This is a genomic window from Shewanella sp. KT0246, assembly GCF_019654955.1.
Classification (GTDB): domain Bacteria; phylum Pseudomonadota; class Gammaproteobacteria; order Enterobacterales; family Shewanellaceae; genus Shewanella; species Shewanella goraebulensis.
Genome location: NZ_BPEV01000011.1, coordinates 1 through 12,443 on the forward strand (window position 1 = coordinate 1; position 12,443 = coordinate 12,443).

Genomic DNA, 12,443 nt, shown 5'->3' on the forward strand with positions numbered 1-12,443 from the left:
ATAGTATTGATTTTCATTTGCCGGTGGAATTTGCCCATTTTAAATATTTTGATGACACAGAATGGGTAGGTATAAATATAATAACCAAGTTATTAAATTATATTGAAAATAATATTGAAGACCCTTATTTCTTTCTTAATTTAGCGAAATATTTTATTAAAAGAGTGACTGAGTTTACTAAAATAGACTTATCTGATGATGTTGATATCGCTCAGAAGTTGATTGATTTCACAGTGTTTTACAGCCAAGTATCTGATCTAAATTGGGTGAATCTTGATACGGGTGACTACATTGGGCTAGTGGCTAAGCGAAATCCTATTGAACGTGCTTCTAAGTATGATGATCTATTTGTTTATCTCTCTGTGATGCAAATCCTGAATTTTCACAAAGAAGTAAATTGCAATATAATTATAGAGTTACCTTTTGAGCGTGGCTTTTATGGTTACAATGTTGCTATATTAGAAAATGTTAAATTTAACTGTCAGAACTTGTCAATTTTTGCCCAAAAAACACCAGGTAAGCAGTATGATATTAGGCCATTATGCATTGAAACGATTACTAGCTTAGACAGGATTCATGCCGCTGCTAAGAGTATGATTCCTGCAGAGTTATCTGTTGATACATTAGCTGTTGCATTAGGAATGTCGACACGAAGCTTGCAGCGAGAAGTGAAATCTATGGGTCTTTGTGTCAAAGATATTATTAAAGAAGTGAAAGCAAATAGATTAAAATTAGTATTAAAGAAAAACCAAGATAATATAAAAGTTACTGCATATGAATGTGGTTTTAAAAGCTTGGCAATATTTAGTCGTCACTTTTCTAATAATATTGGATGTTGCCCATCTGAATATGTCAGTCGAATTAACGATAAATAAGTTTATTTTTTGTATATAAATAAATGTATCAAATGTTACATATGGTAATGGTTATCATTTACGGTTATTTGTTAGTACATTTTTTCTTTTAAAGAAAATTAAATAAATAAAAATAATTAACGTACCTCTTTATGGGTATAAGCTGGTTTTTGTTTATTGACTTCCTCGTTTTTAATTTTCATTAACCATAATAACTCATTGTTTTTTATAACCCTGCTATAAGTAAGTCTACTAGCGTTAAATTAAAATTTGATACGAACCTGTATTTTGATTGTTCTGTTTTAAGAATTTAGTCCGTTCTGTAGCTTTGCTAATGCCTAAAAGATCTAGCTAAATTACCGTTAAACTGAGCTGGCATCCTATCTTAGGTTAAAAATACTCTGTAAAAATTTACTTTCTCAATAAACGTTTTTTGCTGGTTATGCTATCTTTGGGCGATATTTGTTATTCAACACCGAATAAGACCTTTTATGCTTAGTATTGCTCAGATTATCGCTCAGGAATTGAATGTCCGTGAGCAACAAGTTTCAGATACCATTGCGTTACTTGATGATGGCTCCACCGTCCCGTTTGTTGCTCGATACCGTAAAGAGGCGACAGGTGGATTGGATGATGCTCAGTTAAGAACACTCGATAGTCGTTTAGGCTACTTACGTGAACTGGCTGAAAGAAGACAAGTGATTCTTTCTAGCATTGATACCCAAGGTAAACTGACCCCAGAATTACAGCGGGCGATTAATAGTGCAGACAGTAAAACCCGTCTTGAAGATCTTTATCTGCCTTACAAGCCTAAACGCCGCACTAAAGGGCAAATTGCCATTGAAGCGGGTTTATTGGCCTTGGCAGACTTCTTAATCGTTAATCGCCAAGCCAATCTAGACGCTAAAGCAAGCGAGTTTATTAATGTAGAAGCTGGTTTTGCTGACACCAAAGCAGTATTAGACGGCGCACGTTTCATCTTAATGGAGCGATTTGCTGAAAATGCTGACCTTTTGCAAAAGGTACGTAAGCATCTTAGCCAACAAGCTGTGCTTGAAAGTCGTATGGTAAAAGGAAAAGAGAAAGAAGGCGCTAAATTCCGCGACTACTTTGAACACACTGAAGCGATCACTAAAGTGCCGTCTCATCGGGCTTTAGCCATGCTCCGCGGCCGCAACGAAGGCGTATTGAGTTTATCAATGAACGCCGACCCTAAAGCGGAAGGGGCGCAAAGCAGTTATTGTGTGGTGATTATTGCTGACCACTTTAATCTTAAATTGACCGATTCTGATGTCGATCAATGGTTAAAAACGGTTGTGACAGCAACATGGCGTATTAAAATTGCGCTGCAAATGGAAACTGAGTTTATTAGCCAAATGCGTGAACGTGCTGAAGCAGAAGCGATTAACGTGTTTGCCCGTAACTTAGGTGACTTGTTAATGGCTGCTCCTGCTGGCGCTAAAGCCACCATGGGGCTTGATCCTGGTTTGCGCACTGGCGTAAAAGTGGCGATTGTGGATAACACAGGTAAATTTGTCACTCATACCACTATCTTCCCTCATGCACCGCAAAATGTGTGGGATAAATCAATTCGAACTTTATCTAATCTTGTGAAAATGCATAAGGTAGAGTTGATTGCTATTGGTAATGGTACAGCTTCTCGTGAAACCGATAAGTTGGCAGCTGAAGTGATTAGCTTTATGAAAGAAACCCACCCAAGTTTGACTAAAATTATGGTCAGCGAAGCGGGTGCTTCAGTCTATTCTGCTTCTGAATTAGCATCGGAAGAGTTTCCTAATCTTGATGTATCTATTCGTGGCGCCGTTTCAATTGCACGTCGTTTACAAGATCCGCTAGCAGAGCTGGTGAAGATTGAACCTAAATCAATTGGTGTCGGGCAGTATCAGCATGATGTTAGCCAAAGCCAGTTATCTAGCTCACTTGAAGCTGTAGTTGAAGACTGTGTAAACGGTGTTGGTGTCGACTTGAACATGGCGTCTGCCCCATTACTGGCTCAAGTGGCAGGTTTAAATAAAACCTTGGCCAAAAACGTAGTCAGTTACCGTGATGAAAACGGTCAGTTCGAATCACGTAAACAGCTACTTAAAGTGGCGCGTTTAGGCCCTAAAGCCTATGAACAGGCAGCAGGTTTCTTACGTATTCACCAAGCTAAAAATCCGTTAGATGGCTCATCAGTTCACCCTGAAGCTTATAAGCTAGTTGAGTCGATTGCTAATGCGAAGCAACAAACAGTTGAGCAGCTCATGGGGAATAGCGATCTGTTAACCCAGCTTAATGCCGCTGAATTTGTTACTGAAGAATTTGGTTTACCAACCATTACCGATATTTTGGCTGAGCTTGATAAACCCGGACGTGATCCCCGTGGTGAGTTTAAAACCGCCAGCTTTAAAGAAGGCGTTGAAGAGCTTAAAGATCTTAAGCTTGAAATGATCCTCGAAGGCGTGGTGACTAATGTGACTAACTTTGGTGCCTTCGTTGATGTTGGTGTTCACCAAGACGGTTTAGTGCATATCTCTTCACTGACAGACAAGTTTGTCAGCGATCCACACACGATTGTTAAAGCAGGTGATGTGGTTAAAGTGAAAGTCATGGAAGTGGATGTTGAACGTCGCCGTATTGCATTAAGCATGCGCTTAGATGAGCCATTACAAGCAAAAGCGAGCAGTAACAAGCCTGTTTCATCAAATAAAGGCCAGCCGAATAAGCCTGCAGGTAATAAACCAGTAGCTAAGAGTGGTCAACGTAAGCAAAATAAAGCCCCTGCCAATGCGGCAATGGGTGATGCGTTTGCTAATGCGTTTGCCAAGCTTAAGAAGTAACGTGTGAATAGCGGCAAGTAACTGCAAAGTCTGCAAAATAAAAAAGCCCAACAACTGAGTTGTTGGGCTTTTTTATTTAATTTAGAAACAATGGTCTACGTTAATTGTTCATAACTTAAACAGCTCATAAGTTATTGGCTATGAATTTGGCAAACCTCATCAAAATTCATCTTTGGTGATAGCAATAACCCTTGTTGCTGCATTTGAATGAACTCTTCGTTTTCCATCAATGGGTTGTCGATATTAAAAATAATTCGCGAGTCTAAATTGATGTTTTCAAGTGCATGGCAATATTGCTGATAAAAAGCATGATCGAATTGACCATTGGCGATTATTCGTTCCATGCCGATTTGAATTCGCTCAGCTAATTTAGGGTTATTGGGCGAGACATAAAAAATGGTGATCAGTGGAATATGCAGAAGTACATTATCGTCTAATACGAGCTCAGGAAACGATTGAGAATAGATAGCAAGTTCATCTGACACTTCATTAATACCGCGGCCAAAACTAGTAAACCTACCTCGTTCAAGCATATGGAATAAGCCTTCATAACTTGAACCAACAATAACGTCAAAACCAGCTTGTTCTAAGGCATTTCTTGTGGACCAAAATATACCAGAGCCAGTGGGATAACTTTTAAGTTGAGCTAAGGTTTGAATCTGTTGAAATGCTTCATAGTTTTCTTGTTTTATGATGAAAACTCTAAAGCCTTGAATACCTTTGCGCAGGGGGAGCTTAATTGGAATAAGTGACTCATTCCAACCCACTTTTGGAGCTTCGGCTATTACGTTGATTAATGAACCGCTGATTAATTCGCTTAGCACTCTATCGCGGGTCATAAATACTTCAGAATGCGCAATTTCCCAGTCACCGAAATCATTCTCTGTTTGTTTTAAAATGAGCTTCATTAATTCAAAGCTATATTGGTAGCGAGAGTCTTTACTTGATGCGGGTTGGTTGAAAATAACCACATCTTTGGCAAGAGTGGTGTTTGCGATAAAAAAACAGCTGGAAAATAAACAAATAATCGTGGCAAGGAAATACGTTGAACGTGTCATTTTTGCCTCCGATATTTGTATTTTATTGAATTACTATCCCAATATAATTAATTAGTTATCAATACTCAATAACAATAAAAGCGTAAATCTCAGGTCAACTTTAGTTGACCTTGCCCTGAATGGCATAAAGAGTTATTTCATTTGTTTCTGCAGTTGATGAAGTAGACGTTATACCTCATTTAATAGCTTGCTGTATCTGCTCTACAGTTGGTACTGATTTAAGAAGAATGAGTTGCCGTTGCACGGTATCGAACACCAATTGATTATTCAGAAGGACAGTACTATGCGATTACTATGTCATTACTATGGCAAAAAAGCGCTAAACCAATTCAGGCTTAGCGCATTTATAACAAAAGGGGAGGAAGTCTAACTTAAGCGATTTGGGTCATTTCATTTAAAATGAATTGATCAACTGCACCTTCGGTTGCTGCCATGTATTCAGCTAAATGAGTGTTACCCATATGTGTTTGCCATAATTCACGTGTATCCCAGTTTTCGTAAAACATGAAGTGAGCTGGGTTTTCGTTGTCTTGGTGCAAGTCATAATTGATGCAACCTGCTTCCGCTCGAGTCATTTCAATCAGTTTAAGCAACTCGGCTTTTACGAGATCTACTTTGTCGGCTTTAGCAATAATGTTGGCAACGATAGTTAATTTAGTCATGTTGGATGTCCTATAGCTTGTGAGTTTAAAACAGAAACGGCTTATTGGTGTGAGCGTGTTTCCGTTTGATGTAGCTATATTAGGCTTTTCAAGAGACCTAATAAACAGGGTAAAGTTTGAAATATTATCAAATAAAAATTGATAATTGTTCAATCAGAAACCTAATGAATCAAGTGCAGTAAGCTAGAGTGTAGCTATAGACAGCCACTAAGTGATGAACTGGCTAAAAACTATCAGTGGCTAGCTGAATGATGATATTTCTAAGCGAATCATATGCTGACTTTCAAATAAATAAGGCTACAGGTTGCTGAGCTATGGAAACGAAAAGGTTCAAGTACACTAAATCAAGTACACTAAATGAAGAAAAATCTAGATTTGCTGAATCGCAACGAAGTTTGCTTGAATATTTAACTTAGGGTTAAACGAGAGCAAATAGTTGGTTTTGACTTGAAGGGGTAGTTTGTTGCTGATAAAACTGACCAACACGCTCGCCAAGCTGCTGATAAAACGCTTCTGACTGTTCTGCAGAGGCTTCATTTAACAATAAGCTTTGAATCGCACGGGAGTTATCTTTGTTGGTGCTTTTCTCTGCTTCAACATTGGTCGACTGAGCATTTTTCTGTTGAATATCACGGCGCTGAATAGTTGGGTTACTGTTAGCCGCAACTCGTAATAATTGTGGGAATATGCCTTTTGGCCCCAAAGCTTGTTGCTGAGCTTGCTGTTGCGTTAATTGTTGTTCGTTAGATTGCTTTTGCTGCTGTTTTTGCTCGATCAACTCATGACGTGTTAGTCGCTCATTTTGTTGATTGTAAGCACGTTCTTGATGTGCTTTAGATAATTCTTGCGGCGGCAATATCGGTTTAGCTTGCTGGTTATCCGCGCGCGCAAGATCGGTTGCAACATTACTTGTCGCAATCGGTACTTGGGGATAATTGGTGACAACCAGCATAAAACTCACTTAAGCAATGGCTAATAACGTTTAAATTATAGTCAATTAGCAAGAGGTTTTATAGGGTTAAGTTGCTTGTTTTTTGATCCATGGTAGTAATTCATCCAAAAACGCCTGAGGGTGTGAAATGAACGGTGCGTGGGATGCTTTATTGTGAATGACGTCTGTTGTATTTGTTACTTGAGGTAAAATAGTTGGGATCTTCTTCGGCACCAAACTGTCACATTTACCCCAAATTCTTAACCATGGTTGTTCAATCAAATGCAGCTGATCACGCAAATCAACAGTGCGTAGCATACTTAATCCTTGATCTAATACGCTCTGACTCGGTAATGGTTTGGCTAACACTAGCTTTTTAATCGTGACAATATCATCTTTAGCTGAGTCACTACCCATAGCTTGTATTGCTAGAAATCGCTCGACCGTTTTAGCTAAATTCACATTAAGTTGAGCGGAAAATTGGGCTAAAACTTTGGGGGCGATACCCGGCCAAGTTACTTGCTCTGAGTCCGTTTTCGCCTCTTGTGCCATAAAACATGGCGATGAAGCGACTGTAATTAATGCTTTGACAGATTCAGGGTGATTAATGGCAATTTGGCTGGCGACTAATCCACCTAATGACCAGCCGAGCCAAATAGCGTTTTTAGGTAATTGGGCGGAAAGTTGTGCAGCCCAAGCGCTAATATCTCCGCTATTTTCTTTGCTGTTACCAAATCCCGGCAGATCCACATAATGCACTCTATACTCACTAAGCGCCGTTTGTAATGGATGAAAAACGGCAGAATTTACCCCCCAACCATGAAGTAAAATAAGATCTTGGCCTTCACCAATAGTATGAGCATCTAGCTTTGGTAAATTGGATTGCACAGGATTCCCTTTCGGTTGAGTAATGGAGGGTAATTTCCATACAGGATAAGGATATTATATGGATTGGCAACTCCCACAAGTCTGTTATTCAGGCTTACGTGCGATTAAATACACGATTTTGCGCAACCTGCCGAACCGGTGTTTGTTGTGTCGCCAAGACATTCCACACTACAGGCCGTTTCAAAACGAACTGCAAGGGTTTGAACAACAAAAACCACAGACAGGTATCTGCCAATACTGTCTTATTGCAGGCTTATATCAGCATGAAGTGTGTTTAGGTTGTGGCAAAGGTATCCAAATACTGCAGCGATATTGCGGTCAATGTCAGCGGCGTGAGCCAATAATGGTAGTCGCTCCATGTAGTTATCATCAAGGCCTAGGCGAGTTAATCTCCGCGATAAAATATCGGCAACAGTGCGCCCCATTGCATGCGCTAGTGCAGGTATTGGCTATTCGAGTAATGGATTTGGTTGCAAGGGGTATTATTCAATTACCACAGGTGATCATTCCTGTGCCATTACATGTTAATCGTTTAAAATCCCGCGGATTTAATCAAGCATGGTTGATTGCCAATATACTGAGCCAGCAATTGGGAATTAAGATGGATGATGCATTACTCAGACGGCACCTTGATACCAAAGCGCAAGCAGGTTTAGATGGTAAAGCAAGGCGTTTAAACTGCGAAGACGCATTTAAGTTAACCCAGAAAATAACTTTTCAGCGAGTCGCGTTAATTGATGACGTCGTGACAACAGGCACAACCATCAATGAAATCAGTAAACTGTTTACTGCAGAATATGTGCATGTTCAATGCTGGTGCTTAGCCAGAGCAGAAGCACCAGGACTGTTATAAGTAAGAGTTATATCGTGGGCACAAAGTACAGTGCGTTGGCGAAGACCTTTTCTGAGCCCAGCCATATATTCCTAAATAACAAATTATCGGTTAATGCGACGATTTTCCCTTTGCCTTTTGTTTCAACAATCATTGCTGGCGTATTAGCAAAAGAGCGTTGATATTCTTTAGCAAGGAAGCCACTGACTAATAAGTCATTCTCGTATTCTGCTGCCACAATAAATGGCGTCGAAGTGAGGTTAAAACTAATTTCACGGTTTTTCATTACCTGTAGTGGATTAGGCAAACCAAAGGCAATAGGGTGAGTCCTATCAAGTTTTAACGATACAATCGCCCCGCCGATTGATTGGCGGGCTTTCAGTTTTGATTTGTCACCGAAATCCATCCCCGTGGTGCTAAACAGTTTTGCTAATTCGCGTTTTGTTTTCGGTTCAGAATTTAAAATATTACGCTTATTAAGCCAAATTAATGCCCTTTTTTGCGCCACGATGGTACCGCCTTCAGTGACGTATTTACCTAACTTTCTCGATGTTGCATCACTGATTAAATGATAAGGTCCATCTGCCATAAAGATATGACTATAAGCGGATAAATCCAGCGAAACTAAACGCTCAGTGTTGACCATGGTTGTGGGAATACCTAGGGTCTTATCAAGGTAAAACCAGATTTGACCGGTTTCTGAGGCATTGGTGTCAGCTCCCGTTATCACTAAAGGAGTGACCGGGTTAATTTTGATGAAATCATCACTGCCTAAGTCCATCCCTGTTGCGGTATGTGAGCTTGCAGAGGCGATGACATTAACTTGGTACTTTTGTGCAGCGTTAGCAACAATATCAGCAAGTTCAGTAGCGCTAAATTGGGGTTGTTTTAACGGAATTTGTAAGCTGCCTGCCACAAGTTTAGTCGGCTGCTTTTTATCATCTTTTTTATTCGAATCTGCAGTTTCATGTGAATAAAGGCTGAAAGGCTTTTGTGCGTATTTTACCAATACGCCTTGGTTTAATAGCTGCTGAAGCATTGGCCCTGCTGCAGCTTGCTGCCAATCGATTATCAACGCCACACTGTCCGCTGGGTAAGCTGATTTAGCAACGCTAAAGCTTGGTTTGTCAGATAAGGATTTGGCACTAGGTTTGGCTTTGTTGACGACGCTTAATCCTAATGCTGATTCAAAATTCCAAGTGGAAATGTCATAAAAGGTTTCATCTTTAAATTCTGTGCGTTTATCAAATAACGCCTGCAGTAAATCATGCTGTGGCTGGCTGTTTGGAATAAATAAGCTGTCTTGAGGAGTAAAATTAATACCATCATCTTCAATTAATTTACTCACATATTTAAAACTAATTTTATGTTGCTCAAGAATACTGACAAGCTCACTAATGTGCGCTGAACCATTATGGGCTTTTACCAGTCGGCCAGACTGTTTACCGTCACGGAATCGTTTAACATTGCTTGAGAAAAAGTTAGTTTGATAAGCCATTAACTTTTTGCGTAATGCATGGGCGCCTTTGAGGCTAGACAGTGAAGTCGCAAATTGATTATCAATACTGTCTGCTAAAGTCACAACTCCGTTTGGAGAATCCTGTGCTTGACCGCGAGAACTGGCTTGTTCAAACAAAATCCCGATAGCACCGTTAATATCAGGATAAGTTGATCCCTTACCATAGAAGAAATCATCAAACATCTGGCCGCTAAAATAGACTTGTTTGACTTCGTCTAATGCTTTGCGATGAAAGGCTGCTAACTCATTAGATAACGCCTGATTTTCCGGCTTGGTTAACGGGTTCACTCTGTCTGGCACACCGGGTTGAAAAAAGTAAGATTGCTGGTGCCACATTTCATGGAAATCGCCCACATAGTGGGGCTGCCATTTATGGAAAAAGGCCACTCGACCTTGTGATGCTGGATGGCGTAGAAATAACCAGTCGCGGTTTAAATCAGCTAAGTAGTGATTAAAACGTCCGCCTGGCCAATCTTGGTTATGCTCGCGATGGTTATTGTCAGTGACAATAACTTTACCTCTATTATTGTTAGCCCAGTTTGAAAAGCGATCAAAACCATCTGGATTTTGAGTGGGTGTAAGTAAAATTACGGTATTGTCGAGTAACTCTTTTACCCAGGGTTCATTGGCTGCGGCGAGGTAATGGCTTAATGCTATAGCTGCGTGAGCACCACTGGCTTCATCACCATGGATTGAATAAGCGAGCCACACCACCAGTGGATTGCTATTGGTGCGTTTAGTTTGCATGGTGCCATATTTGATGTTGCTGCGGTATTCGATAATGTCAGCGAGGTTTCGTTGGTTTTCTTCTGACGTTATCACAGCAGTTAATTGCTCGCGGCGCTCTTCACTGAATCCTGCTGAATCCAAGGAGACACGACTACTTTCACTCGCGAGCTTTTGCAAATAATGGTTAATTTGATCATGTCGCAAGTGCCACTCGCCCAATGGATAGCCGAGGTATTGGGCGGGCTGAGTCAAACGTGTATTAATATCTTCAGCTTGCAGGCGTTGCTCAATACGTGTTTCTGGGTGTGAAAGATCGCTGGCAGAGGCCAAAGCAGGTATACAGATAAAAAAAGTCATCAGTGTTCTAACTGACAAACGCGCAAGTAAGGCATGTAAGCTAATCATATGAGAAACAAGATCATAAAAAGAAAACCATGTAATAACAATAAAGTGATTAGCCTTAAATCTCCATTAAAAACCGACCTAAATAGACTATTTTTTGTCACAGTTGCTTCATGCAGGACTATAAAGCCGACGCAACTAAGAGTATCATGTCGCTAAACCTACTAAATTACTCAAGTACTAGCTTATTTAAGGTGATTCTTAATTAAGTTGGTCCTTACTCAAGTACTACCCAACGGAGCAGTTTTTATGATCAACATTACTGATACGGCTCAGGCTCATTTTGTAAAATTACTGGCCGATCAACCTGAAGGCACTCATATCCGTGTGTTTGTCATCAGTCCAGGTACCGCTCAAGCTGAGTGCGGTGTATCTTATTGTCCACCTGATGCTGTTGAAGCTGACGATACTGAATTACCATTTACTGGTTTCAGTGCCATGGTTGATGAAAAGAGTGCGCCATTTTTAGAAGAAGCGAGCATTGATTTTGTGACTGACCAACTTGGCTCACAGTTAACGCTTAAAGCACCTAACGCAAAAATGCGTAAAGTGGCTTCTGATGCACCGCTAAAAGAGCGTATTGAGTATGTGATTCAATCTGAAATCAACCCACAGTTAGCCAGCCATGGTGGTAACATCATGTTAGTTGAAATCACTGAAGAAGGTACTGCAGTACTTCAGTTTGGTGGTGGTTGTAATGGTTGTTCTCAAGTTGATATCACCTTGAAAGATGGTATTGAGAAGCAATTATTAGACATGTTCCCAGGTGAATTATCGGGCGTTAAAGACGTGACAGATCATCAACATGGTTCTCACTCTTACCAGTAATCACTAAGGTGATATCTTAATACTAAGATAGACAATAAAAACGCAGCTCATAAGCTGCGTTTTTTTATGCCTAGAGGGAATAGGCTGGGTCGCATAATAGTCAAAAATCATTCCATTTAGAGAATAAATATAGCACTTTGGGTTGAGGTAACTGCTCGTCAGTGTCAAGCTTGTGTTAAATCTAAAGAGGTAACACAGGAGTAACATGTGCTTATTTCAATAAAAAATAACAATGTATTGGCACGTTCTGCAGGCTTTACCTTAATTGAGTTGGTGGTAGTCATTATCGTACTCGCGATTTTGGCTGTGGTAGCTGTTAGTAAGTTTATTGATCTTAAACGAGATGCCGAAATCAGTCGGGTACAGGCGATTGCGGCATCATTTCAGCAATCAGTGACTTTTTCTCATACTCGTTGGCAAGTGATTGGTGCAAATGGCGCCATGAATGATTTGCCTGATTTTGCTGATGATGATTTAGACATGAATGCCTTTGGTTATCCATTAGGAACTGGGAAAGGCAATCCAATGGGTAATCCTGTCAACATCGGCCAAGGCCAGGCTGGTTGCGTTGATTTGTGGAATAGCCTTATTGAAGACCCACCCTCAGTTGCTATAAGAAATACTGCTGATAATGTGGACTTCGAGTCATATCGCCATAGTGCTGATGGTGGCTCTGGTGCGACGCAGTGTACATATGTATTGCGTACATTGGGTGATACTCGGGGCAGAAACCGAGCAGAAATAAAGATTGTTTATGACTCCGTAGCAGGTACTGTCAACGAATTCATTGACGATTAATATGACCGTAAATAAAGCGTAAACATATAAAAAGCGGCTTACTGAAATCAGTAAGCCGCTTTTTAACGTTTAAACATTAGCCCCAACTAAAGGGAGTAACCA

The 12,443-nt window shown here is 40.3% G+C and carries 10 protein-coding genes; 5 read left to right on the forward strand and 5 right to left on the reverse strand.

The window, feature by feature from the left end:
- Together K5Q58_RS06930 and K5Q58_RS06935 are read left to right on the forward strand one after the other, a co-directional pair.
- Positions 1–875 (forward strand): helix-turn-helix transcriptional regulator (locus K5Q58_RS06930; protein WP_220753221.1); only part of this gene is annotated, 875 nt, incomplete at its 5' end.
- A 470-nt stretch (positions 876–1,345) separates the two neighbouring features.
- Positions 1,346–3,694: a Tex family protein gene (locus K5Q58_RS06935; RefSeq protein ID WP_220753222.1), complete on the forward strand. Its 2,349-nt coding sequence runs from the start codon at positions 1,346–1,348 to the stop codon at positions 3,692–3,694.
- A gap of 131 nt (positions 3,695–3,825) precedes the next feature.
- Here K5Q58_RS06935 and K5Q58_RS06940 read toward each other — a convergent pair whose 3' ends face one another.
- From K5Q58_RS06940 to bioH, 4 genes are all read right to left on the reverse strand, one after another.
- Positions 3,826–4,752 (reverse strand): hypothetical protein, encoded by a 927-nt coding sequence (locus K5Q58_RS06940; RefSeq protein ID WP_220753223.1) that lies wholly within the window; start codon positions 4,750–4,752, stop codon positions 3,826–3,828.
- Between the two features lie 371 nt (positions 4,753–5,123).
- Entirely contained in the window at positions 5,124–5,414 is a 291-nt protein-coding gene (locus tag K5Q58_RS06945) for a putative quinol monooxygenase (protein WP_220753224.1), read from the reverse strand.
- A 418-nt stretch (positions 5,415–5,832) separates the two neighbouring features.
- Entirely contained in the window at positions 5,833–6,366 is a 534-nt protein-coding gene (locus K5Q58_RS06950) for a hypothetical protein (protein WP_220753225.1), read from the reverse strand.
- Between the two features lie 66 nt (positions 6,367–6,432).
- Complete coding sequence (gene bioH / locus K5Q58_RS06955) at positions 6,433–7,233, reverse strand: pimeloyl-ACP methyl ester esterase BioH (RefSeq protein ID WP_220753226.1); 801 nt, start codon at positions 7,231–7,233, stop codon at positions 6,433–6,435.
- A 58-nt stretch (positions 7,234–7,291) separates the two neighbouring features.
- Here bioH and K5Q58_RS06960 point away from each other — a divergent pair, with 58 nt between their 5' ends.
- A complete protein-coding gene (locus tag K5Q58_RS06960) occupies positions 7,292–8,086 on the forward strand; it encodes a ComF family protein (RefSeq protein WP_220753227.1) in 795 nt (264 codons plus the stop codon).
- A 7-nt stretch (positions 8,087–8,093) separates the two neighbouring features.
- On the opposite strand, the gene K5Q58_RS06965 is transcribed toward K5Q58_RS06960, so the two are convergent.
- Entirely contained in the window at positions 8,094–10,670 is a 2,577-nt protein-coding gene (locus tag K5Q58_RS06965; RefSeq protein WP_220753228.1) for a M14 family metallopeptidase, read from the reverse strand.
- 294 nt (positions 10,671–10,964) lie between these two features.
- On the opposite strand from K5Q58_RS06965, the gene nfuA reads away from it, so the two are divergent.
- Together nfuA and K5Q58_RS06975 are read left to right on the forward strand one after the other, a co-directional pair.
- On the forward strand, positions 10,965–11,543 hold the full coding sequence (gene nfuA / locus K5Q58_RS06970; protein WP_220753229.1) for a Fe-S biogenesis protein NfuA: 579 nt from the start codon (positions 10,965–10,967) through the stop codon (positions 11,541–11,543).
- A 207-nt stretch (positions 11,544–11,750) separates the two neighbouring features.
- A complete protein-coding gene (locus K5Q58_RS06975) occupies positions 11,751–12,341 on the forward strand; it encodes a prepilin-type N-terminal cleavage/methylation domain-containing protein (protein WP_259651266.1) in 591 nt (196 codons plus the stop codon).
- Positions 12,342–12,443: the final 102 nt, after the last annotated feature.